Raw genomic sequence first — 22,945 nt, forward strand, 5'->3', positions numbered from 1 at the left:
CCTCCACCGGCGAGGAGGCCGCCGCGCCGGCGGCCGCCGAGGTCCCGGCGCAGCAGCCCCGGGCGTCCCTGGCGGTCGGCGAGCCCGCGCTCGCCGTCCCACCGGACGCCGACGGCGCGTTCCTCTCGGTGCGCGACCTGAGGATCCACTTCAACACCGACGACGGCCTGGTCAAGTCGGTGGACGGGCTGAGCTTCGACCTCCGTCGCGGCCGCACCCTCGGCATCGTCGGCGAGTCCGGTTCCGGCAAGTCGGTCACCTCGCTGGGGATCATGGGCCTGCACCGCACGGCCAACGCCACCATCTCCGGTGAGGTCTGGCTGGACGGCGAGGAGCTCATCGGCGCCGAGCAGGAACGGGTCCGGCGGCTGCGCGGCAGCAAGATGGCGATGATCTTCCAGGACCCGCTGTCGGCGATGCACCCCTACTACACGGTGGGCGCGCAGATCGTCGAGGCGTACCGGGTGCACCACGCGGTGAGCAAGAAGGCGGCCCGCGCGCGGGCCGTCGAGATGCTCGACCGGGTGGGCATCCCCGAGCCCGCCAAGCGCTTCGCGGACTACCCGCACCAGTTCTCCGGCGGTATGCGGCAGCGCGCGATGATCGCGATGGCGCTGTCGAACAACCCCGAGCTGCTGATCGCCGACGAGCCGACCACCGCGCTCGACGTGACCGTGCAGGCGCAGATCCTGGACCTCATCCGGGATCTGCAGAAGGAGTTCGGCTCCGCGGTCATCATGATCACCCACGACCTCGGTGTCGTCGCGGAACTCGCCGACGACCTGCTGGTCATGTACGGCGGCCGGTGCGTGGAGCGCGGCAGCGCCGAGAAGGTGTTCTACGAGCCGCAGCACCCCTACACCTGGGGCCTGCTGGGCTCGATGCCGCGCATCGACCGCGAGCGCACGGACCGGCTGATCCCGGTCAAGGGATCGCCGCCGAGCCTCATCAACGTGCCCTCCGGGTGCGCCTTCCACCCGCGCTGCCCGTACGCGGAGCTCACCGACGGCGCCAGCAGCACGGTCGTGCCGGAGCTGCGGGACGTCGGCGCCGGGCACCTCGCGGCCTGCCACCTGCGCACGGCGGACCGGGAGCGCATCTGGACCGAAGAGATTGCGCCGAAGCTGTGAAAGGCCAGGAGATGACGATCCCCCAGCAGTCGACCGCCGACGGGTCGGACGCCCTGCTCAAGGTGAGCGGCCTGGTCAAGCACTTCCCGATCACCAAGGGTCTGCTGCGGCGCCAGGTCGGCGCGGTCAAGGCCGTCGACGGCATCGACTTCCACGTCAACGCGGGGGAGACCCTGGGCGTGGTGGGCGAGTCCGGCTGCGGCAAGTCCACCATGGGCCGGCTGATCACCCGACTGCTCGAACCGACCGGCGGGACCATCGAGTTCGACGGCCGGGACATCACGCACCTCGGCACGGGCCGGATGCGCCCGCTCCGCCGCGATGTGCAGATGATCTTCCAGGACCCGTACTCCTCGCTGAACCCGCGCCACACCGTCGGCACGATCGTCGGCGCGCCGTTCACGCTGCAGAAGGTGCAGACCGAGCACGGCATCAAGAAGGAGGTGCAGAACCTCCTGGAGCTGGTCGGCCTCAACCCCGAGCACTACAACCGCTACCCGCACGAGTTCTCCGGCGGCCAGCGGCAGCGCATCGGCATCGCCCGGGCGCTGGCGCTCAAGCCGAAGCTCGTGGTGGCGGACGAGCCGGTCTCCGCGCTGGACGTCTCCATCCAGGCCCAGGTGGTCAACCTCCTGGACGACCTCCAGAGCGAGCTCGGCCTGACGTACCTGATCATCGCGCACGACCTGTCGGTCATCCGGCACGTGTCGGACCGCATCGCGGTCATGTACCTCGGCAAGGTCGTCGAGGTCGCCGACCGCGAGGACCTCTACAGCAAGCCGATGCACCCGTACACCAACGCGCTGCTCTCCGCGGTGCCGGTGCCGGACCCCAAGCGGCGCACCGAGCGGGAGCGCATCCTGCTCACCGGTGACGTCCCGTCGCCGATCGCGCCGCCGCCGGGCTGCCGTTTCCACACCCGGTGCTGGAAGGCGACCGAGGTCTGCAAGACCACCGAGCCGCCGCTGGTCGCCCTGGCCACCGGGCACCAGGTGGCCTGCCACCACCCGGAGAACACCGGCGGGGAGTCCCCGGCCGGAGCGGGCCCGGCGCGGAAGGCGGCAGACAAGGCCTGACCGGCCCGATCGCACCGACCGGGCCCTCACCGCCCTCCCGGCACAATGGGACCGGTGCACACCGAACTGTTCAGCCACTCCGTCCAGCACATGCTCGACCTCGCCGGAATCTTCGTCTTCGCGATCTCCGGCGCACTGCTCGCCGTACGCAAGAACTACGACGTCTTCGGCATGGCGGTGCTCGCCGAGGTCACGGCGCTGGGCGGAGGGCTGATCAGGGACCTGATCATCGGGGCGGTCCCGCCGGCCGCCTTCACCGACCTCGGGTACTTCCTGACCCCGCTCATCGCGACCGCGGTGGTCTTCTTCCTCCACCCGCACGTGGAGCGGATCAACACCACCATCAGCGTCTTCGACGCCGCCGGGCTCGGTCTCTTCTGCGTCACCGGCACCACCAAGGCCTACGACCACGGGCTGAACCTCACCGCCTCCGCCACGCTCGGCCTGGCCACAGCCGTCGGCGGCGGTGTGCTGCGCGACCTGCTCGGCAACGAGGTGCCGTCCCTGCTGCGCTGGGACCGCGACCTGTACGCCGTGCCGGCCATCGTCGGGGCCACCATCGTGGCCCTGCTCATCCACTTCGGGGCGCTGAACCCGGGCACCGGCGTGGTCGCGGTGGTGAGCGCCTTCGGGCTGCGGCTGCTGGCCATGCGTTTCCACTGGCGCGCCCCGCGTGCCTGGCACCGGCGCAGCCGGGCCGAGGAGGACGCCGCCACCGTGTGAGACGTGCCACGGCGCGCGCCGGGCGGCGCCTGTGCGGCCCGGGACGGTGGCCCTGACGGGCCGCCGGGGCGGGTTCGCGGGGCCGGCGGACCCGTAGAATCAGGCTCACCATGGCCTACTTCGACCACGCCGCCACGACACCGATGCTGCCGGAAGCCGTGGCGGCGATGACCGCGCAGCTCGCTGTCACGGGCAACGCCTCCTCCCTCCACGCGGCCGGCCGAAGGGCCCGGCGCACGGTGGAGGAGTCCCGCGAAGCACTGGCCGCCGCGCTCGGTGCCCGGCCCAGTGAGATCGTCTTCACCGGGGGCGGCACCGAGGCCGACAACCTCGCCGTCAAGGGCCTGTACTGGGCCCGGCGGGCGGCCGACCCACGGCGCACGCGCGTGCTGGCCAGCCCCGTCGAGCACCACGCGGTGCTGGACGCCGTCGACTGGCTCGCCGAGCACGAGGGCGCGCGCGTCGAGTGGCTGCCCGTCGACGGCTACGGGCGGGTGCACGCCGAGGCGCTGCGCGAGGCCATCGCCCGCGATCCGCACGACGTCGCCCTGGCCACCGTGATGTGGGCCAACAACGAGGTCGGCACGATCATGCCGATCCAGGAACTCAGCGCCGTCGCCCGGGAGTTCGACGTACCTCTGCACTCGGACGCGGTCCAGGCGCTCGGCCAGGCCGAGGTGGACTTCGCGGCCTCGGGACTCGACGCGATGACCGTCACCGGCCACAAGGTCGGCGGCCCGTACGGCGTCGGCGCCCTGGTGCTGCGCCGCGAGGTGGGCCCCGTGCCGCTGCTGCACGGCGGCGGCCAGGAGCGCGGCGTGCGCTCCGGCACCCTCGACGTCCCCGCGGTCGCGTCCTTCGCCGCCGCGGGCACCCTCGCGGCCGAGCGCCGCCAGGAGTTCGTCCGGGACGTCGGAGCCCTGCGCGACGACCTGGTCTCCCGGGTCCGCGCAGCCGTTCCGGACGCCATCCTCAACGGCGACCCCGCCCCGGAGGGCCGCCTGCCCTCCAGCGCCCACTTCTCCTTCCCCGGCTGCGAGGGCGACTCCCTGCTCCTGCTCCTGGACGCCCAGGGCATCGAGTGCTCCACGGGCTCCGCCTGCACCGCCGGCGTCCCCCAGCCCAGCCACGTGCTGCTCGCCACCGGTGCCGACCCCGACCTCGCGCGCGGCTCCCTGCGCTTCTCCCTCGGCCACACCTCCACCCCGGCCGACGTCGACGCGCTCGTGACCGCCATCGCCCCGGTCGTCGCCCGCGCCCGCAGCGCGGGACTGTCCTGACGCGCGCGTATTCTTGAAGGCGCTATGACTGACTTCCCCGGTGCACCCACAGGCCCTGGCGACGGCCGTCGCCTCCGCGTGCTCGCCGCGATGAGCGGTGGCGTCGACTCGGCCGTCGCGGCCGCCCGTGCCGCCGAAGCGGGGCACGACGTGACCGGCGTGCACCTGGCGCTGTCCGCGAACCCCCAGTCGTTCCGCACCGGCGCGCGCGGCTGCTGCACGATCGAGGACAGCAACGACGCCCGCCGTGCCGCCGACGTGATCGGCATCCCCTTCTACATCTGGGACCTGGCCGAGCGCTTCCGTGCCGACGTGGTCGACGACTTCGTCGCCGAGTACGCCGCCGGCCGCACCCCCAACCCCTGCCTGCGCTGCAACGAGAAGATCAAGTTCGCGGCGCTGCTGGACAAGGCGATCGCGCTGGGCTTCGACGCCGTGTGCACCGGCCACTACGCCACCGTGGTCGTCAACGACGACGGCGGCCGCGAGCTGCACCGCGCCTCCGACGCCGCCAAGGACCAGTCGTACGTCCTCGGCGTGCTGGACGAGCGGCAGCTGGCGCACGCGATGTTCCCGCTCGGCGACACCCTCACCACCAAGGACGAGATCCGGGCGGAGGCGGCCCGCCGCGGTCTGTCGGTGGCGAAGAAGCCGGACAGCCACGACATCTGCTTCATCGCCGACGGGGACACCCAGGGCTTCCTCGCGCGCCGGCTCGGCACCGCCGAGGGCGACATCCTCGACGAGGACGGCAACCGCCTCGGCACCCACGACGGCGCCTACGGCTTCACCGTCGGCCAGCGCAAGGGCCTGCGGCTCGGCGTCCCGGCGGACGACGGCAAGCCCCGCTACGTCCTGGACATCTCGCCGGTGGACAACACCGTCACGGTCGGCCCCGCCGACGCCCTGGACGTCACCGCGCTCACCGCCATCCGGCCGCGCTGGTGCGGCACCGCGCCGGTCGGGGACGGCCCGCGGGCGTACACCGCGCAGCTGCGCGCGCACGGCGAGGACGTGCCGGTCCTGGCCGAACTGGCCGGGGAGGAACTGCGCGTGCGCTTCACCGGCGACCCCGTCCGCGGTGTCGCGCCGGGCCAGGCGGTCGTGCTGTACGAGGGCACCCGCGTCGTCGGCTCGGCCACCATCGCCGCCACCGAGCGCCGCGCCCGCGCCGCCGCCTCGGCCTGACGGTCCGTACCGCCCGCGTCACCCGCGCCGGGCGCTCGCGGTGCGGCGATACGGAAGACTGGGCCGTATGAACATCTGTGTCTTCCTCTCCGCCGCCGACCTGGACGCCCGCTACACCGAACCGGCCCGCCGGTTCGCCGAGTTGATCGGCAAAGGCGGCCACACGCTGGTGTGGGGCGGCTCGGACGTGGGTCTGATGAAGCTGCTGGCCGACGGGGTGCAGGAGCACGGCGGCCGGCTGGTCGGGGTCTCCGTGGAGTTCCTGGCGGCCAAGGCCCGCAAGAACGCCGACGAGATGGTGATCGCCGCGGACCTCGCCGAACGCAAGGCGGAGCTGCTGGCCCGCGCCGACGCCGTGGTGGTCATGGTGGGCGGCACGGGCACGCTGGACGAGGCCACCGAGATCCTGGAGCTGAAGAAGCACGGCCTGCACACCAAGCCGGTCGTCCTGCTCAACACCGCCGGCTTCTACGACGGGCTGAAGGAGCAGTTCCAGCGCATGGACGCGGAGGGCTTCCTGCCGCTGCCCCTGACCGACCTGGTGTTCTTCGCGGAGGACGAGGTCTCGGCGCTCGCCTATCTGGAGGAGACCGCGGGCATCGTGTGAGCCCGGGTGATGCGAGCATGGGGCCATGTCGATTCACCTGATCACCGGAGCCGGTTCCGGCATCGGCGCCGCCGTGACGCGGCGCCTGCTCGACCGCGGCGACGAGCTGTGGCTGCTGGCCCGCGACGCCGGACGCGCCAAGGAGCTCGCCGCCCGCTTCCCCGGGGCCCGTACGCTCGTCGGCGACCTGGCCGAGCCCGAGCGGCTGTCGTGGGCGCTGGGCCACCAGGAGCCGCCGGACCGCCTGGACTCCCTGCTGCACGTGGCGGGCGTCGTGGACCTGGCCCCGATCGGCGAGCTGACCCCGAAGATCTGGAACCAGACGCTGGCGGCCAACCTCGTAGGCCCCGCCGAACTGACCCGTCTTCTCCTGCCCCAACTGCGGCTGTCCCGCGGCCACGTGCTCTTCGTCAACTCCGGCGCCGGCCTCAACGCGCACGCCGCGTGGGGCGCCTACGCGGCCAGCAAGCACGGCCTGAAGGCGCTCGCCGACTCGCTCCGCGAGGAGGAGCACGGCGCCGGGGTGCGGGTCACCTCCGTCTACCCGGGCCGCACCGCGACGCCCATGCAGGCCAAGGTGCACCAGCAGGAGGGCAAGCCGTACGACGCCTCCCGCTGGATCGACCCGGAGTCGGTGGCGACGACGATCCTGACGGCCCTCGACCTCCCGCGGGACGCCGAGATCAACGACCTGACGGTCCGGCCGGGGGTCTGACCGATGGCCATGGGCGAGGAAGAGCGGTTCGTACTGGCCGAGGGCACCGCCACCGGCGTCGGCTCCCTGCCGGGCGGCGACGCGCGCGAGGCGGCGCGCACGGCGACGGGGGCGGTGGAGGCGCTGCCGTTCCTGCCGGAGCTGCCCTCGCGCGGCCCCGGTGCCGACATGATCGGGCGCAGTCTCGGCCTGCTCGTCGAGCTGTACGCGCGGGTGGAGCCCAGCGGCTGGCGGTTCGGGGACCGGCCGGGCCGGGACACCCGGCGCGCAAAGGCGTGGCTGGGGGAGGACCTCGACGCGCTGGAGGAGTTCACCCAGGGCTACCAGGGTCCGCTGAAGATCCAGGCGGTCGGTCCGTGGACGCTGGCGGCGGCGGTCGAGCTGAAGACCGGCGAGGCGGCCCTGTCCGACCCGGGGGCCTGCCGCGACCTGGCGGAGTCGCTCGGCGAGGGGCTGCGGCTGCACGTGGAGGACGTCCGCCGCAGGATCCCGGGCGCGCGTCCCGTGCTGCAGCTGGACGAGCCGTCGTTGACCGCCGTGCTGCGCGGGCAGGTCAGGACGGCCAGCGGCTATCGGACGCACCGCGCGGTCGACCGCGGTGTGGTCGAGGGCGGGCTCCGGGACGTCATGGCCGCGGCGGGCGGGGTGCCGGTGATCGTGCACTCGTGCGCGCCGGACGTGCCGTTCGCGCTGCTGCGGCGCGCCGGGGTGGCCGGGGTGTCGTTCGATTTCTCGCTGCTCACGGAGCGTGACTGGGACGCCTTCGGTGAGGCGGCCGAGGCGGGGACCGCGCTCTTCACCGGTGTCGTGCCCGGCACCGACGCCCCATTGTCGGACCCTGCCGGTAGCGTCAGTGGTGTTCGGGCGCTGTGGCGCAGGCTGGGGCTGTCCCCGGAGGCTCTGGGCACCTCCGTGGCGGTCACCCCGGCCTGCGGTCTGGCAGGGGCCTCCCCGGCCTATGCCCGTGCCGCGCTCACGCACTGCGCAAAGGCGGCACGCTCGCTCGTCGACAACCCTGAGTGAGCCCTGAGTGAGGAAGGACGTGTACGTGGAGAACTCCGAGATCCCCGAGGGCGCCAGGAACGAGGACGTGCCGGCGAGCGCGCGCGAGCTGCACGCCTCGCTGGCCGAGCAGGTCGAGGAGCACCGCTTCCGCTACTACGTCAAGGACCAGCCGGTCGTCAGCGACGCCGACTTCGACAAACTGCTGCGGCAGTTGGAGGCACTGGAGGACGAGCACCCCTCGCTGCGCACCCCGGACTCGCCCACCCAGAAGGTCTCCGGCGCCTACGAGACCGAGTTCACCTCGGTCGAGCACCGCGAGCGCATGCTCTCCCTCGACAACGCCTTCACCGAGGAGGAGCTCGACGCCTGGGCGGACCGGCTCGCCGGCGAGCTCGGCCCCCCGGCCGGCGACGGCGGCACCTACCACTTCCTGTGCGAGCTCAAGGTCGACGGCCTCGCCGTCAACCTCACGTACGAGAACGGGCGCCTGGTGCGCGCCGCCACCCGCGGCGACGGCCGGTCGGGCGAGGACATCACGCCCAATGTGCGCACGATCGCCGAGATCCCGGACCGGCTGGCGGGGGAGCGGGTGCCCGCCCTGGTCGAGATCCGCGGCGAGGTCTTCTTCCCCATGGAGAAGTTCCAGGAGCTCAACGCCCGCCTGGTCGAGGCGGGCGACAAGCCCTTCGCCAACCCGCGCAACGCCGCCGCCGGTTCCCTGCGCCAGAAGGACCCGCGGGTCACCGCGAGCCGGCCGCTGCACATGGTGGTGCACGGCATCGGCGCCCGCGACGGCTTCACGATCGACTGCCAGTCGCACGCCTACGAGCTGCTGCACGAGTGGGGCCTGCCCACGACCAAGTACGCCCGCGTCGTGGACACGATGGCCGGGGTCAAGGAGGCCATCGCCTACTACGGCGAGCACCGCCACGACGTCGAGCACGAGATCGACGGCATCGTCGTCAAGGTGGACGAGATCCCGTTGCAGGGCCGGCTCGGCTCCACCGCCCGGGCCCCGCGCTGGGCCATCGCCTGGAAGTACGCCCCGGAGGAGGTCAACTCCAAGCTGGTGGACATCCGGGTCGGTGTCGGCCGCACGGGCCGGGTGACGCCGTACGCGGTGGTCGAGCCGGTGAAGGTCGCCGGTTCCGAGGTCGAGTTCGCCACCCTGCACAACCAGGACGTGGTCAAGGCCAAGGGTGTGCTGATCGGTGACACGGTCGTGCTGCGCAAGGCGGGGGACGTCATCCCCGAGATCCTCGGCCCGGTCGTCGACCTGCGGGACGGCAGCGAGCGCGCGTTCGTGATGCCCGCCGAGTGCCCCGAGTGCGGCACCCCGCTGCGGCCGATGAAGGAGGGCGACATCGACCTCCGCTGCCCCAACGCGCGGGGCTGCCCGGCGCAGATCCGGGAACGGGTGTTCTACCTGACCGGCCGTAACTGCCTGGACATCGAGAACTTCGGTTACGTCGCCTCCGCCGCGCTGACCCGGCCGCTGGAGCCCGCCGAGCCGCCGCTGCGCGACGAGGGCGACCTGTTCGACCTGACCCCCGAGCAGCTGCTGCCCATTCGCGCGCATGTGCTCGACCAGAACAGCGGCCTGCCCAAGCGCGACCCGAAGACGGGTCAGGAGAAGGTCGTCTCGGTCTTCGCCAACCAGCAGGGCGAGCTGAAGAAGAACGCCGTGGCCATGCTGGAGAACATCCAGAAGGCCAAGGAGCAGCCGCTCGCCAGGATCATCGCCGGGCTGTCGATCCGTCACGTCGGCCCCGTCGCCGCCGAGGCGCTCGCCCGCGAGTTCCGGGACCTGGACGCCGTCTTCGCCGCGGACGAGGAGCGGCTGGCCGGTGTGGACGGGGTCGGCGGCATCATCGCCGCCTCCCTCAAGCAGTGGCACGAGGAGGAGTGGCACCGCGAGATCCTGCGCAAGTGGAAGGCGGCCGGTGTCCGCTTCACCGAGGAGGGCTCCGACGAGGGGCCGCGCCCCCTGGAGGGGCTGACCGTGGTCGTCACCGGCACCCTCGCCACGCACACCCGTGACGGTGCCAAGGACCAACTGACGAGCCGCGGCGCCAAGGTCACCGGCTCGGTGTCGAAGAAGACCGACTTCGTGGTGGTCGGCGACAGCCCCGGCTCCAAGTACGACAAGGCGGTGCAGCTCAAGGTGCCGATCCTGGACGAGGCCGGGTTCGCCGTGCTGCTGGAGCAGGGAGCGGACGCCGCCCGGGAGGTCACCGTGAACCCCGCTGAGTGACGGCCCATCACCACCCTTTCGGCCCATACCAGAACGTTCCGGGAGCCCGGTATCCATTCGGGCAACCCCTGCCGATCGGTGCCCGTGGCAGCCTTTGGCGGCCTACTGTTGAGAGGCGCGCCTTCCGGGCATCTGCCCTGCAGCGGTTCCGCGGCTCCACGCCGCGGGCAGGGCGTGTGGTTCGACGGCACACGCGGCTGCGAGAGGGACGGGCATGGAACCGACGGACAGCGCCGGACCGGCGCCACGGCTGCGCCGGCAGACCGTGCCGGTGCTGCCTGCCGCGGCACTGCGCTACGCGGTCTTGGGCGCGGCCACGGCGGCCCTTCTGGTGGGCGTCGTCCGGATGGTGCTGGACGGCGCCGCGTTCTTCCCGGGCGGTGACGTGGGCTGGGCTTTCGCCGTGCTCACCGGCATCATCGTCGGCCACCTCGTCGCGATGGGCCGCGACCGCTGGTGGGGCGGCACCGGCTCCGGCGCCGCCCTGACGCTGGCGATGCTGCTGCTGTACGGCTGGGTGCCCGCGGTCCTGGTGAGCCTGGCCGTGGTGGTACTGGTCGGCACGGCCCGCCGGCACCGCTGGCGGCAGGCCGTGCTGCACGGCGCCGTGGACATCCTCGGCATCGGCGCCGCCTCGCTCGCGCTGTCCGGGTTCGGCATCCACCCGACCGTCGAACACCCCTGGCAACCCGCCACTTGGGGGATGGGAGCGATCCCGTCGGTGTTCGGCGCCGCACTCGCCTACCTGGCTGCGACCCGGACCCTCCTGTGGTACGCGATCGTGCCGCGGGCCGGCGCCCTGCCGACGGTGGCCAGGACCGCCCTGATACGCCAGGGCTTCGTCGGTGTGGCGCTGCTCGGGATCTCCCCGCTGATCATCATCGTGGCGGCCGATCTGCCGCTGCTGCTCCCGCTGTTCGCCGTGCCGCTCATCGCATTGGACTCCACCTTGTGGATCGCCCACGCGCGCGCCGAGGAGCAGTTGCGCGATCCGCTGACCGGACTGCCGAATCGTCAGTGGCTGCTGGAACGCACCTGGACGGCGCTCGAGGAAGCAGACCGTGAGGGCACACGGACCGCGCTCGTCCTGATCGACCTCGACAAGTTCCGCTCCGTCAACGACACCCTCGGCCACATGGCCGGCGACCGCCTGCTGCTGCAGATAGCCGACCGGCTGCGGCTGGCCCTGCCGCGCGGCGCCGAGGCGGCCCGGCTCGGCGGCGACGAGTTCGCCGTGCTCCTCCCCACCTGCGACTCGCCCACCCGGGCCCAGCGCATCGCCCGCGCCCTGGTCGCGGCCCTCGGCTCACCCCTCAGTCTCGACGGCCTGACCCTGGTGCTGGAGGCCAGCGCCGGGGTCGCCGTCTTCCCCGATCACGCCTCCGACGCCGAGGGCCTGCTGCGCCGCGCCGACGTCGCGATGTACCAGGCGAAACGTGACCGCAGCGGGGTCGAGGTCTACGAGTCCTCCCGCGACGGCAACACACCCGACCGGCTCGGTCTGCTCGGCGATCTGCGCCGTGCCCTGGACCGGGGCGAGGTCGAGCTCCACTACCAGCCCAAGGTGCGCTTCGACGGGCACGTCGCCGGGCTGGAGGCGCTGGTGCGCTGGGTCCATCCGGAGCGGGGACGGGTGAGCCCCGAGGAGTTCATCGCCATCGCCGAGACCTCCGGGCTGATGCCGCAGCTGACCGAGTACGTCCTGGAGACCGCGCTCGGCCAGGTCGCCCGCTGGCGTGCGATGGGCCTCGACGTGCCCGTCGCGGTCAACGTCTCCCCGCGCGACGTCCACTCGCCGGGCTTCGCCGGGGCCGTCGCTGCGCGACTGGCCCGGCACGGCGTCCCGCCGGGGGCGCTGCAGCTGGAGATCACCGAGCACGTGCTGCTGGACGACCCGCAGCGCGCCGCGGACACGATGGCCGGGCTCACCGGCCACGGCGTGAAGATGTCCCTGGACGACTTCGGCACCGGCTACTCCTCCCTGGTCCACCTCCGGCGCCTGCCGGTGAGCGAACTCAAGATCGACCGCTCGTTCGTCGCCCGCCTCGTGGTCGACGCCGAGGACGCGGAGATCGTGCGCTGCACGATCGACCTCGCGCACTCCCTCGGCCTCCTCGTCGTGGCGGAGGGCGTCGAGGACGACTTGACGTGGGAGCGCCTGCGCGACCTCGGCTGCGACGCCATCCAGGGGTGGCTCGTCGCCGCCGCCATGCCCCCGGACGAGGCCACCGCCTGGCTGCGGCTGCGCAGCCACGTCGGCTGGCACCGGCCCGCCGAGCTGGAAGCCGCCAAGGAGCGCGCCGCCGTCCCCGACGCCCAGTGACCCGCCCCCGGGCGTCCGGGTGGCCTACCGCCGCGCTCCGGAAAACCGGCGCCGCGGCCGCGTCCGCCACAGAGGCACCACGGGCCCCAGGGGCAGCCGGACGGACCCGCGGACGGCGGGGAGCGCAAACCGTTTCGCCCCCGGGGCGCCCGCGCCCATAGGATTGGGCGCGAAAAGACCGAACTCACCCCCAGAGGATCGCTGCATGCCAGGCATCACGCGCGAGGAGGTCGCCCACCTCGGACGGCTGTCGCGTCTTGAGCTGAAGGACGAAGAGCTCGACCACTTCGCCGGACAGCTCGACGCCATCATCGGCGCGGTCGCCCGCGTCGCCGAGGTGGCCGGCGAGGACGTACCGCCGACCTCCCACCCGCTGCCGCTGACGAATGTCATGCGCCCTGACGAGGTCCGGCCCAGCCTGACCCCGGCGGAGGCGCTGTCCGGCGCCCCCGCACAGGAACAGCAGCGTTTCAAGGTGCCGCAGATCCTGGGGGAGGACTGATCACGATGAGCGAACTGACCAGGCTCACCGCCGCGCAGACCGCGGCCGCCGTCGCCTCCGGCGAGACCTCCGCCGTCGAGGTCGCCAAGGCCCACCTGGACCGCATCGCCGCGGTCGACGAGAAGGTGCACGCCTTCCTGCACGTGGACACCGAGGGCGCCCTGAAGGCGGCCAAGGCCGTCGACGACAAGCGTGCCGCCGGCGAGAAGCTGGGCCCCCTCGCGGGCGTCCCGCTGGCCCTGAAGGACATCTTCACCACCAAGGGCATCCCGACGACCGTCGGCTCCAAGATCCTCGAAGGCTGGATCCCGCCGTACGACGCGACGCTGACCGCCCGCCTCAAGCAGGCCGGCATCGTCATCCTCGGCAAGACCAACATGGACGAGTTCGCCATGGGGTCCTCCACCGAGAACAGCGCCTACGGCCCGACCGGCAACCCGTGGGACCTCACACGGATCCCCGGCGGCTCCGGCGGCGGCTCCTCCGCCGCCCTCGCCTCCTTCCAGGCCCCGCTGGCCATCGGCACCGACACCGGCGGTTCCATCCGCCAGCCGGCCGCCGTCACCGGCACGGTCGGCGTCAAGCCGACCTACGGCGGCGTCTCCCGCTACGGCATGGTGGCGTTCAGCTCCTCCCTGGACCAGGGCGGCCCCTGCGCCCGCACGGTGCTCGACGCCGCGCTGCTGCACGAGGTCATCGCGGGCTACGACCCGATGGACTCCACCTCCATCAACGCGCCGGTCCCGCCGGTCGTGGAGGCCGCGCGCAACGCCGACGTCAAGGGCCTGCGGGTCGGCGTCGTCAAGGAGTTCGCGGGCGAGGGCTACCAGGCCGGCGTCATGGAGCGGTTCAACGACTCCGTGGAGCTGCTGCGCGAGCTCGGCGCCGAGGTCGTGGAGCTGTCCTGCCCGTCGTTCCAGTACGCGCTCGCCGCGTACTACCTGATCGCGCCGTCCGAGGCCTCGTCCAACCTGGCCCGCTTCGACGGCCTGCGCTACGGCCTGCGGGTCGGCGACGACGGCACCCGCAGCGCCGAGGACGTCACCGCCCTCACCCGCGAGGCCGGCTTCGGCCCCGAGGTCAAGCGCCGCATCATGCTCGGCACGTACGCGCTCAGCTCCGGCTACTACGACGCGTACTACGGCAGCGCCCAGAAGGTCCGCACCCTGATCTCGCGGGACTTCGAGCGTGCCTTCGGGCAGGTCGACGTGGTGATCTCGCCGACCACCCCGACCACCGCCTTCCCGATCGGGGAGCGGGTGGACGACCCCATGGCGATGTACCTCGCCGACCTGTGCACCATCCCGGCCAACCTGGCGGGCAACTCCGCCATGTCGGTGCCCTGCGGCCTCGCGTCCGAGGACGGGCTCCCGGTCGGGCTGCAGATCATCGCCCCGGCCATGGCCGACGACCGGCTCTACCGTGTCGGTGCGGCCGTCGAGGCGGCCTTCACCGCACGCTGGGGGCACCCGCTGCTGGAGGAGGCACCGATCCTGTGAGCAAGCTCGAGAAGGCCAAGGGCTTCAAGAAGAGCAAGTCCGGCACCTACCTGTCCATCGGCACCACGCTCTTCGGCGCGGTCAGCGTCGCGCGGCAGGTGAAGAAGGGCCGGGCCGAGAGCGACACGCTCCTGCTGATCGACGCGGTCGTCAGCGCCGCGGCGATCGCGACCGGCGTCGCCCTGCTGGTCCGCCAGCTGCGCCGGCTCGGCGACGACGACGTCTTGTCATCCTGACGGGGAACTGAGAGGTATCGAACTGTGACCGTCACGGACCTGGTGTCCTACGAGGACGCGCTCGCGTCCTACGACCCGGTGATGGGCCTTGAGGTCCACGTCGAGCTCGGCACCAAGACGAAGATGTTCTGCGGCTGCTCCACCACGCTGGGCGCCGAGCCGAACAGCCAGGTGTGCCCGGTGTGCCTGGGCATGCCCGGCGCACTCCCGGCCGTCAACGCGACCGGCGTCGAGTCCGCCATCAAGATCGGTCTCGCGCTCAACTGCGAGATCGCCGAGTGGTGCCGCTTCGCCCGGAAGAACTACTTCTACCCGGACATGCCGAAGAACTTCCAGACCTCCCAGTACGACGAGCCGATCGCCTTCAACGGCTACCTCGACGTGCAGCTGGAGGACGGCGAGGTCTTCCGCGTGGAGATCGAGCGCGCCCACATGGAGGAGGACACCGGCAAGTCCACCCACGTGGGCGGCGCCACCGGCCGCATCCACGGCGCCTCGCACTCGCTGCTGGACTACAACCGGGCCGGCATCCCGCTGATCGAGATCGTCACCAAGCCGATCGAGGGCGCCGGCGAGCGCGCTCCCGAGGTCGCGAAGGCGTACGTCACCGAGCTGCGCGAGCTGATCAAGGCGCTGGGCGTCTCCGAGGCCCGCATGGAGATGGGCCAGATGCGCTGCGACGTGAACCTGTCGCTGCGCCCCATCGGCCGGGAGAAGTTCGGCACCCGCAGCGAGACCAAGAACGTCAACTCGCTGCGCAGCGTCGAGCGGGCCGTCCGCTTCGAGGTCCAGCGGCACGCGGCGGTGCTCTCCTCGGGCGGCACGATCGTCCAGGAGACCCGGCACTTCCACGAGGACACCGGCTCCACCACCTCCGGCCGCATCAAGGAGGAGGCGGAGGACTACCGGTACTTCCCGGAGCCCGACCTCGTTCCCGTGGCCCCGGCCCGGGAGTGGGTCGAGGAACTGCGGGGCGGGCTGCCGGAGCTCCCGCGGCTGCGGCGCAAGCGCCTCCAAGAGGGCTGGGGCATCTCGGACCACGAGATGCAGTCGGTGCTCAACGCGGGCGCGATCGACCTGATCGTCGCCACCATCGAGGCCGGCGCCGACTCGGCGTCCGCCCGCAAGTGGTGGATGGGCGAGCTGGCCCGCCGTTCCAACGAGGACGGCGTGGAGCTGACCGCGCTGCCGATCACCCCGGCCCAGGTGGCCCGGGTGTCGGCACTGGTGGCCGAGGGCTCGCTCAACGACAAGCTGGCCCGCCAGGTCATCGAGGGCGTGCTGGACGGCGAGGGCGGCCCGGACGAGGTCGTCGACAAGCGCGGCCTGAAGGTCGTCTCGGACGAGGGCGCGCTCGGCGCGGCCGTCGACGAGGCCATCGCGGCCAACGCGGCGGTCGCCGACAAGATCCGCGGCGGCAACCTGGCCGCGGCCGGCGCCCTCATCGGCGCCGTCATGAAGATCACCCGTGGCCAGGCGGACGCCAAGCGCGTCCGCGAACTGGTGCTGGAGAAGCTCGGCGTGCAGGGCTGATCCCGCCACGGCCGCCACGGCCGGCGCGGCATCGCAGGAAGGGGCGGGCTCCCGTGGACGGGGGCCCGCCCCTTCGGCGTCGTCGCAGGTCCGCGGCGTGTAAGCCCCAGTTAAATTCCCGTCAAGAGGTGTGATTAGGCGCACGAAAGCGGCAAACGATCATTTCTTCCTGGTTCAGTCGGAGACGAACGTGGTGTTCTTCGTGGGGCCTTCTCCTCCCGGAAAGATCCACGCAACCTCCTGGGAAGAGCAGATATGGCTGCACTGGCCCGATGGTGCCTCGACCGCCGTCTCCTCGTTGTCGTCCTGTGGCTGGCCGCCCTCGTCGGCCTGTCCGGGGCGGCACTCGTCGCCGGCTCCGCGTACTCCAACGACTACGACATCAAGGGAACGGACTCCAGCAGGGCCACCGCGCTGCTCAAGGAGGCCTTCCCGGGGTCCTCGGGCGACAGCGACACCATCGTCTGGCACACGGCCAGGGGCACCGTCAGCGTGGAGCCCGTCAAGGAACGGCTGACCGGGGCCCTGGAGAAGGTCGCGGCGCTCCCCGGGGTCGCCTCGGTCACCGGCCCGTACGGCGCCCAGGGCGCCGAGCAGATCAGCCGGGACGGCCGTACCGCCTACGCCACGGTGATGTTCGACCAGCCGTCGGAGGAACTGCGCGCGGACGAGGTGCAGAAGGTCGTCGACACCGCGAAGGCGGCCGCCGACGCGGACACCACGGTCGCGCTGGGCGGCAGTGCCATCGCGCTCACCGAGGGCGGCGGCGGCCACATCAGCGAGGTGGTGGGCGTCGCCGTCGCGGCCGTGGTGCTGCTGCTGGCGTTCGGCTCGCTCTTCGCGATGTTCCTGCCGATCATCACCGCGCTGGTCAGCGTGGGCACCGCGTACATGGCCATCGAACTGCTCGGCCACCTGATGCGGGTGGCCGATTTCGCGCCGATGCTCGGCATGCTCGTCGGGCTGGGCGTCGGCATCGACTACGCCCTGTTCATCGTCACCCGGCACCGCAGGGGGCTCAAACAGGGCCTGGCGGTGCGCGAGGCCGCGGAGAAGGCGGTCGCCACGACCGGGCGCGCGGTGGTCTTCGCGGGCGGCACGGTGTGCGTGGCGCTGCTCGGCATGCTGATCCTGCGGCTGTCCTTCCTCAACGGCGTCGCCGTCGCCGCCTCGCTGACCGTGATCCTCACCGTAGCCGCCTCGGTGACGTTGCTGCCCTCCCTGCTCGGCGTGATCGGCATGAGGGCGCTCAGTCGCCGGGAGCGCCGCCGGCTCACCGAGCACGGCCCCTCGCCGGAACTGCCCACCGGCTTCGCCGCCCGCTGGTCCGCCTTCGTCGAGCGGCACCCCCGGATCCTCGGGGCGGTCGCCGCCGCCGTGATGCTGCTCCTGGCCGTGCCCACCATGTCCCTCCACCTGGGCGCCTCGGACCAGGGCAACAACGCCACGGGGACCTCCACCCGGCAGGCGTACGACATGCTGTCGGACGGCTTCGGGCCCGGCTTCAACGGGCCGCTGCAACTGGTCGCCACGTCCGGCGACGCGGCCGACCGGGCGGCCCTGCAGCGGCTCACCGACGTTCTGCGGCGCACCGAGGGCGTCGCCGCGGTGCACCTGGAGTCCGGGCAGCACGGCAACGGGCTGAACGTCGTGGACGTCGTCCCCACCACCTCCCCGCAGGACCAGGCCACCGACCGGCTCGTCACGCACCTGCGCGAGGACGTCATCCCCGAGGCCACCGCGGGCAGCTCACTGCAGGTGTACGTCGGCGGCGTCACCGCGGGCTACGCGGACTTCGCCTCGGTGATCGTCGGCAAACTCCCGCTGTTCGTCGGCTCGGTCGTCGGCCTCGGCTGCGTGCTCCTGCTGCTGGCGTTCCGCAGCATCGGCATCCCGCTCAAGGCGGCGGTCATGAACATCGCCGCGGTCGCCTCCTCCTTCGGGATCGTGGTGGCGATCTTCCAGTGGGGCTGGGGCAGCGAGTTGCTGGGGCTCGGGGCCGCGGGGCCGATCGAGCCCTTCCTGCCGGTGATCATGGTCTCGGTGCTCTTCGGGCTCTCGATGGACTATCAGGTCTTCCTGGTGAGCCGCATGTACGAGGAGTGGCGGGAGACGCACGACAACCGCCGTGCCGTCCGGGTCGGCCTGGCCGAGACCAGCCGCGTGATCAACTCCGCCGCGGTCATCATGATCTCCGTCTTCCTGGCCTTCGTCCTCAGCGGTGACCGGGTGATCGCGATGTTCGGCATCGGCCTGGCCGCCGCCGTCGCCCTGGACGCCTTCATCCTGCGGACGCTGCTGGTCCCGGCGCTGATGCACATGACGGGGCGGTGGAACTGGTGGCTGCCGGAGTGGCTGGACCGGCGCCTGCCGCGGATCTGCATCGAGGGCCCGCAAGGCACTTGTTCAGGTGCAGAGGGGCCGGAAAGCGCTGATTCTCAGGAAGTTCTCAGAATTTGACCCTACGGTTGCCGCTCATGGAGACCACCAAGACCGCGGACGCGGCAGCCGGCACGACCACCGACGCCGTGGAGACCGTGTCCGACGGCGCCACGGCGGACGCCGCCCCTGAGAACCACGCGCAGACCGAGAGCAGCACGAGCACCAAGACCACCGAGAAGACCGAGCAGGCCGAGAACAGCGAGCCCGTCCAGGACGCCGAGGACGCCGAGGACACCGACGCGGACGACGAGTTCGCCGAGGACGAGGGGAACGGGGACACCCCGGCCGGCCGCTCCGCCGCGGTCCTCCCGGGCGCCGCGGCCGTCGTGGGCGCCGCCCTCGGCCTGGTCTCCCTGACCGGCACCTGGATGGGCACCGTCCTGTCCGCCCGCCGTGAGCTCGTCGGGCAGATCGGCGCCTCCTCCGCGAGCCCCGCCGAGCAGATCAACCAGATATACGCCGCGCCGTGGCACACCGTGGCCGCGATCAACGGGGCCTTCGCGCTGGTGGCCCTCATCGTCGCCGGGGTCGTGCTGCTCGCCGTGCGCGACTCCGCGCCGTGGGCGCGCGCCCTCGCCTGGGGCGGGCTGGTGCTGGGTGTCCTGGGCCTGCTCATAGCGGTCGGCATGTACTTCGACCTGTTCGCCTCACTGCCCACCGTGCCCGCCACGACCGCCCCCGCCGGCAGCGGCGGCTGAACCTGAGCACCTGCCGGAGCCGCCTAAGGCATCCTGGCCGCCGAAGCCTGGGAGGTTGCCCGATGCGGCGCCCCCGCCTTGGGGACGAGGCTGAAGTCATCGGAGAAAGAAGCCGGTTGACCATCCGCCCCGTCCCCAAGGAGTCGGCGATGTACCTGCACGAGATGCTCGGCCGGGCCCGCAGCGAGGAACTGCTGCGCGAGGCCGCGGAGTTCCGCCTGGCGCGCGAGGCGCGCCGGGCCACGCGCGAGGCCGCACGCGAGGTCCGCCGGACCGCCCGCCGCAGCGGCACCGGGGCCGCCCACGACGAAGCCCACGACGAAGCCCCCGACGAAACCCCCGACGAAGCCCCCGACGAAGCAGGGCCCCGGCCCGGCAGGCCGGCCCGGCGCGGCCGGCGGCTGCGCGGACTGGGGGCGGCCGGATGACCGTCACGGTGCCGGCGCAATCCGGTACCGCACTGTCGGACCCCCGTGCGATGCTCGGGACCGTGCAGAACCAGTCCGTCAGCCCGGTGTTCGTGGGCCGTGCCCGCGAACTGACCCGGCTCGTCTCCGCGCTCGCCCGCGCTCACGCGGGCGAGCCGCAGGCGCTGGTCATCGGCGGCGAGGCGGGGGTCGGCAAGACCCGGCTGGTGGAGGAGTTCCTCGCGGCGGCCTGCGATCCCGGCACGGTCACCGCCGTCGGCGGCTGCGTGGAGATCGGCGCGGACGGACTGCCGTTCGCGCCCGTCGCGACCATCCTGCGGACCCTGCACCGGCAGCTGGGCGCCGAGCTGATCGCGGCCGCGGCGGGTCGCGAGGGCGAACTGGCCCGCCTGCTCCCCGGGATCGGACTGCCCGGCGGCCCCGACGCACCCCGGGAGCGGCACGACGAGGACGGCCGCGCCCGGCTGTTCGACCTCACCGCGCGCCTGCTGGAGCGGCTGTCCGAGGACCGCACCCTCGTCATCGCCCTGGAGGACCTGCACTGGGCGGACCGCTCCACCCGTGAACTCCTCGCCTACCTGCTGCGGTCGGCGTCCCGCGGGCGGCTGGTCGTGCTGGCCACGTACCGCTCCGACGACATCCACCGCCGCCACCCGCTGCGGCCCTTCCTCGCCGAACTCGACCGGATGCGCACCGTCGAGCGCATCGAGCTGTCCCGCTTCAGCCGGGCCGAGGTGCGGGCCCAGGTCGCCGGCATCCTCGCCGCCGAGCCCACGCCGTCGCTGGTCGAGCGGGTCTTCGCACGCTCCGACGGCAACCCCTTCTTCGTCGAGGAACTGGCCTGCAGCATCACCCAGGGCTGCCGCACCGGGCTCAGCGACAGCCTCCGCGACCTGCTGCTGGTACGCGTCGAGACACTGCCCGAGACCGCGCAGCGGGTCGCCCGCGTCGTCGCCGAGGGCGGCTCCACCGTCGAGCACCCGCTGCTCGCCGCCGTGGCGGGGCTCGGCGAGGACGACCTCCTGGAGGCACTGCGGGCCGCCGTCGGCGCCAAGATCCTCATACCCACCGAGGACGGCGACGGCTACCGCTTCCGGCACTCGCTGGTCCGCGAGGCGGTCGGCGACGACCTGCTTCCCGGTGAGCGCAGCCGCCTCAACCGCCGCTACGCCGAGGCACTGGAGGCCCACCCGGCCCTCGTACCGGCCGACGAACTGCCCGCCCGGCTCGCGAGCTACTGGTACCACGCCCACGACCCGACCCGCGCGCTGCCCGCCGTGCTGCGCGCCTCGGTCGAGGCACGGCGCCGGCACGCCTACGCCGAGCAGCACGGCCTGCTCGAACGCGCCCTGGAACTGTGGGACGACGCCCCGCGGGACGTCCGGGCGGCACTGCGGCCGATGGACTACGTCGAGGTCTACCCGCCGTGCGGCTGCGACCCCGCAGGCACGCCCCTGCGCTACCTCGACCTGCTCGCCGAGACCGCCGTCGCCGCCCGTCTCAGCGCCGACCGCGAAGGCGCGTACGACGTCACCAAGCGCGCCCTGCGACTGCTGGAGCGGGACGACGATCCGCTGCGCGCCGCCTGGTTCTGGATCCAGCGGTCGCGGCTGATGGCGGCGATGGGACGCGGTGACGGATGGGCGGAGATCTCCCGCGCCCAGGAACTGGTCGACGGGCTGCCGCCGTCGCCCGTCCACGCCGAGGTGCTGGAGACCGCCGCGGGCTGGGGCATGCTGCACGACCCGGGGCCGGAGAGCATCAGCACCGCCGAGCGCGCCGTCGAACTGGCCCGGCTCGTCGGGGCGGAGGAGACCGAGCTCCGCGCCCGCATCACCCTCGGCGTCCTGCTCGGCGCCTGCGGCGACGTGGACGGCGGGCTGGCCGAGCTCACCGCGGCCCGTGAGCAGGCCGCGGCCTCAGGGCGGCACGCCGGCCTCGTGGTCAACGCGGACGCCAACCTGGCGGCCGCACTGGAGACGGTGGGCCGCTCCGAGGAGTCCGTCGCCGTCGCACGCCGGGGTGCCGAGAACGCCAGGTGCCACGGACTGCGCGACGGTGCCGCCTTCGCCGCGGCCAACGAGGCCGAGTCGCTGCTCGCCCTCGGCCGCTGGGACGAGGCGACGGCCCTGGCCACCCACGGCCGCGACACCTCCGAGCACGCCCTCTACCTCGGCTGGGCGGCGATGCTGCTGGCCCACGTCGCCGTACTGCGCGGCGACCACGCGGCGGCCGAGGCCCGGATCGCCTCCGCCCGGGAGCACCTGGGCGCCCAGGACCACCAGCCGCAGAACACCGTGCCGCTGCACCACCTGACGGTGGCCGTGGCGGCGGGCCGCGGGCGCTTCCTCGAAGCCCGCGCCGAGGTGCGCGCCGCCCTCGCCGCCGGTTTCCCGGCCGCCGTACACCGGTACGCCTGGCCCCTGCTGCACACCGCTGCCGCCGTGGAGGCCGACGTGCTCGGTCTGCCGGGCGCCGACGCCGACCGGGCCGCGACGCTCGCGCTCATCCGCGACGCCGCGTGCCGGCTGCCCCGCCTCGCCCCGGTGTGGGCGGCGTACGCCCAGCTCGTCGACGCCGAACTGACGCGCGCCGAGGGCGGCACCGACCCCGCGCCCTGGGCCGCCGCCGAGGAGGCGTTCGGCGCGCTGGACCGCCCCCATCCGCTCGCCCAGGTACGGCTGCGGTACGCCGAGGCGCTGCTCGCCCAGGGCGGTCCGGAGGCCCGCGACCACGCGGCCGTACTACTCCTGCAGGCCCGCGAGGCGGCCGCGGCCCTGGGCGCGGCGCCGCTGACCGATGCCGTGGAACTCCTCGCCCGGCGCGGACGCCTCCCGCTGGACGATCCGGGGACCCCCTCCGCCGAGCCGCCCGGGGAGGAGCCCGAGCCCTTCGGCCTCACGACGCGGGAGCGCGAGGTGCTGCGCCGGGTCGCCGCGGGCTGGACCAACCGCCGTATCGCCGAGGAGCTGTTCATCTCGCCCAAGACGGCGAGCGTGCACGTCTCCAACATCCTGGCCAAGCTCGGCGTCTCCGGCCGAGGCGAGGCCGCCGCGCTCGCCCACCGCCTGCGCCTCTTCCCCGACGTACGGGCCTAACCCGCCCCGGGCCCCGGCCCCCTTTCCGTGGCCCGCGGGCGCGGCCCGGGCGGGCGGATCACCACCGCGCCCGAGTCCAGGTCGATCGGGCCGCGGCCCGGATCGGCGTCGCCGGCCTCGTCCCGCACCAGCTCCAGCCGGTTGCGCTCGTCCTCGGTGTGCCGTCGTCCTGGCGCGAACAGTTCCTGCAGCGCGTTGAACATCGCAC

The 22,945-nt window shown here is 72.9% G+C and carries 19 protein-coding genes; 18 read left to right on the forward strand and 1 reads right to left on the reverse strand.

Features of this window, described 5'->3' with window-relative positions; genetic code table 11:
- Positions 1 to 68 precede the first annotated feature (68 nt).
- The 18 genes from ACFYXS_RS08780 to ACFYXS_RS08865 all read left to right on the forward strand — a co-directional run bounded on the left by ACFYXS_RS08780 (position 69) and on the right by ACFYXS_RS08865 (position 22,737).
- The gene (locus ACFYXS_RS08780) at positions 69 to 1,130 is read left to right on the forward strand and encodes an ABC transporter ATP-binding protein (protein ID WP_389245827.1); all 1,062 of its coding nucleotides are present in this window, start codon (positions 69 to 71) and stop codon (positions 1,128 to 1,130) included.
- Between the two features lie 11 nt (positions 1,131 to 1,141).
- Positions 1,142 to 2,206, forward strand: coding sequence for an ABC transporter ATP-binding protein (locus ACFYXS_RS08785; RefSeq protein WP_389245393.1), 1,065 nt, complete (start codon positions 1,142 to 1,144; stop codon positions 2,204 to 2,206).
- A 54-nt stretch (positions 2,207 to 2,260) separates the two neighbouring features.
- Entirely contained in the window at positions 2,261 to 2,929 is a 669-nt protein-coding gene (locus ACFYXS_RS08790; RefSeq protein ID WP_389245395.1) for a trimeric intracellular cation channel family protein, read from the forward strand.
- A gap of 110 nt (positions 2,930 to 3,039) precedes the next feature.
- Complete coding sequence (locus ACFYXS_RS08795) at positions 3,040 to 4,209, forward strand: cysteine desulfurase family protein (protein WP_389245397.1); 1,170 nt, start codon at positions 3,040 to 3,042, stop codon at positions 4,207 to 4,209.
- Positions 4,210 to 4,233: 24 nt separating this feature from the next.
- Positions 4,234 to 5,397 (forward strand): tRNA 2-thiouridine(34) synthase MnmA, encoded by a 1,164-nt coding sequence (mnmA, locus tag ACFYXS_RS08800; protein WP_389245399.1) that lies wholly within the window; start codon positions 4,234 to 4,236, stop codon positions 5,395 to 5,397.
- A 67-nt stretch (positions 5,398 to 5,464) separates the two neighbouring features.
- A complete protein-coding gene (locus tag ACFYXS_RS08805) occupies positions 5,465 to 6,004 on the forward strand; it encodes a TIGR00730 family Rossman fold protein (RefSeq protein ID WP_389245401.1) in 540 nt (179 codons plus the stop codon).
- Between the two features lie 25 nt (positions 6,005 to 6,029).
- Positions 6,030 to 6,719, forward strand: coding sequence for an SDR family oxidoreductase (locus tag ACFYXS_RS08810; protein ID WP_389245403.1), 690 nt, complete (start codon positions 6,030 to 6,032; stop codon positions 6,717 to 6,719).
- A 9-nt stretch (positions 6,720 to 6,728) separates the two neighbouring features.
- On the forward strand, positions 6,729 to 7,742 hold the full coding sequence (locus ACFYXS_RS08815; RefSeq protein ID WP_389245829.1) for a methionine synthase: 1,014 nt from the start codon (positions 6,729 to 6,731) through the stop codon (positions 7,740 to 7,742).
- A gap of 7 nt (positions 7,743 to 7,749) precedes the next feature.
- Positions 7,750 to 9,978, forward strand: a complete 2,229-nt coding sequence (ligA, locus tag ACFYXS_RS08820; protein ID WP_389245405.1) for an NAD-dependent DNA ligase LigA — start codon at positions 7,750 to 7,752, stop codon at positions 9,976 to 9,978.
- 214 nt (positions 9,979 to 10,192) lie between these two features.
- Positions 10,193 to 12,301: a putative bifunctional diguanylate cyclase/phosphodiesterase gene (locus tag ACFYXS_RS08825; protein WP_389245407.1), complete on the forward strand. Its 2,109-nt coding sequence runs from the start codon at positions 10,193 to 10,195 to the stop codon at positions 12,299 to 12,301.
- A 205-nt stretch (positions 12,302 to 12,506) separates the two neighbouring features.
- Entirely contained in the window at positions 12,507 to 12,803 is a 297-nt protein-coding gene (gatC, locus tag ACFYXS_RS08830; protein ID WP_319659825.1) for an Asp-tRNA(Asn)/Glu-tRNA(Gln) amidotransferase subunit GatC, read from the forward strand.
- 5 nt (positions 12,804 to 12,808) lie between these two features.
- Entirely contained in the window at positions 12,809 to 14,302 is a 1,494-nt protein-coding gene (gene gatA, locus ACFYXS_RS08835; RefSeq protein ID WP_389245410.1) for an Asp-tRNA(Asn)/Glu-tRNA(Gln) amidotransferase subunit GatA, read from the forward strand.
- Positions 14,299 to 14,538, forward strand: a complete 240-nt coding sequence (locus tag ACFYXS_RS08840; protein WP_319659821.1) for a hypothetical protein — start codon at positions 14,299 to 14,301, stop codon at positions 14,536 to 14,538. The genes gatA and ACFYXS_RS08840 overlap by 4 nt, the downstream gene beginning before the upstream one ends.
- A 24-nt stretch (positions 14,539 to 14,562) precedes the next feature.
- Positions 14,563 to 16,071, forward strand: coding sequence for an Asp-tRNA(Asn)/Glu-tRNA(Gln) amidotransferase subunit GatB (gatB, locus tag ACFYXS_RS08845; protein WP_389245412.1), 1,509 nt, complete (start codon positions 14,563 to 14,565; stop codon positions 16,069 to 16,071).
- A gap of 255 nt (positions 16,072 to 16,326) precedes the next feature.
- Positions 16,327 to 18,531: an MMPL family transporter gene (locus ACFYXS_RS08850; RefSeq protein WP_389245414.1), complete on the forward strand. Its 2,205-nt coding sequence runs from the start codon at positions 16,327 to 16,329 to the stop codon at positions 18,529 to 18,531.
- Between the two features lie 17 nt (positions 18,532 to 18,548).
- Positions 18,549 to 19,211, forward strand: coding sequence for a hypothetical protein (locus tag ACFYXS_RS08855; RefSeq protein ID WP_389245416.1), 663 nt, complete (start codon positions 18,549 to 18,551; stop codon positions 19,209 to 19,211).
- 116 nt (positions 19,212 to 19,327) lie between these two features.
- Positions 19,328 to 19,639: a hypothetical protein gene (locus tag ACFYXS_RS08860; protein WP_389245418.1), complete on the forward strand. Its 312-nt coding sequence runs from the start codon at positions 19,328 to 19,330 to the stop codon at positions 19,637 to 19,639.
- Between the two features lie 50 nt (positions 19,640 to 19,689).
- On the forward strand, positions 19,690 to 22,737 hold the full coding sequence (locus ACFYXS_RS08865; RefSeq protein ID WP_389245831.1) for an AAA family ATPase: 3,048 nt from the start codon (positions 19,690 to 19,692) through the stop codon (positions 22,735 to 22,737).
- On the opposite strand, the gene ACFYXS_RS08870 is transcribed toward ACFYXS_RS08865, so the two are convergent.
- Positions 22,734 to 22,940, reverse strand: coding sequence for a DUF6191 domain-containing protein (locus ACFYXS_RS08870; protein ID WP_389245420.1), 207 nt, complete (start codon positions 22,938 to 22,940; stop codon positions 22,734 to 22,736). The two genes, ACFYXS_RS08865 and ACFYXS_RS08870, sit on opposite strands and share 4 nt — an antisense overlap.
- Positions 22,941 to 22,945: the final 5 nt, after the last annotated feature.

The sequence above is a fragment of the Streptomyces sp. NPDC002574 genome, from assembly GCF_042889545.1.
Lineage (GTDB): Bacteria > Actinomycetota > Actinomycetes > Streptomycetales > Streptomycetaceae > Actinacidiphila.

What these genes read in the sequence shown, in the direction of transcription:
- ACFYXS_RS08850 (WP_389245414.1), top strand. Translation starts at nt 16,327, where the DNA reads ATGGCTGCACTGGCCCGATGGTGCCTCGACCGCCGTCTCCTCGTTGTC.
- ACFYXS_RS08855 (WP_389245416.1), top strand. Translation starts at nt 18,549, where the DNA reads ATGGAGACCACCAAGACCGCGGACGCGGCAGCCGGCACGACCACCGAC.
- ACFYXS_RS08870 (WP_389245420.1), bottom strand. Translation starts at nt 22,940, where the DNA reads ATGTTCAACGCGCTGCAGGAACTGTTCGCGCCAGGACGACGGCACACC.
- ACFYXS_RS08865 (WP_389245831.1), top strand. Translation starts at nt 19,690, where the DNA reads ATGCTCGGGACCGTGCAGAACCAGTCCGTCAGCCCGGTGTTCGTGGGC.
- ACFYXS_RS08795 (WP_389245397.1), top strand. Translation starts at nt 3,040, where the DNA reads ATGGCCTACTTCGACCACGCCGCCACGACACCGATGCTGCCGGAAGCC.
- ACFYXS_RS08825 (WP_389245407.1), top strand. Translation starts at nt 10,193, where the DNA reads ATGGAACCGACGGACAGCGCCGGACCGGCGCCACGGCTGCGCCGGCAG.
- ACFYXS_RS08810 (WP_389245403.1), top strand. Translation starts at nt 6,030, where the DNA reads ATGTCGATTCACCTGATCACCGGAGCCGGTTCCGGCATCGGCGCCGCC.
- ACFYXS_RS08785 (WP_389245393.1), top strand. Translation starts at nt 1,142, where the DNA reads ATGACGATCCCCCAGCAGTCGACCGCCGACGGGTCGGACGCCCTGCTC.
- ACFYXS_RS08815 (WP_389245829.1), top strand. Translation starts at nt 6,729, where the DNA reads ATGGGCGAGGAAGAGCGGTTCGTACTGGCCGAGGGCACCGCCACCGGC.
- mnmA (WP_389245399.1), top strand. Translation starts at nt 4,234, where the DNA reads ATGACTGACTTCCCCGGTGCACCCACAGGCCCTGGCGACGGCCGTCGC.
- gatA (WP_389245410.1), top strand. Translation starts at nt 12,809, where the DNA reads ATGAGCGAACTGACCAGGCTCACCGCCGCGCAGACCGCGGCCGCCGTC.
- gatC (WP_319659825.1), top strand. Translation starts at nt 12,507, where the DNA reads ATGCCAGGCATCACGCGCGAGGAGGTCGCCCACCTCGGACGGCTGTCG.
- ACFYXS_RS08805 (WP_389245401.1), top strand. Translation starts at nt 5,465, where the DNA reads ATGAACATCTGTGTCTTCCTCTCCGCCGCCGACCTGGACGCCCGCTAC.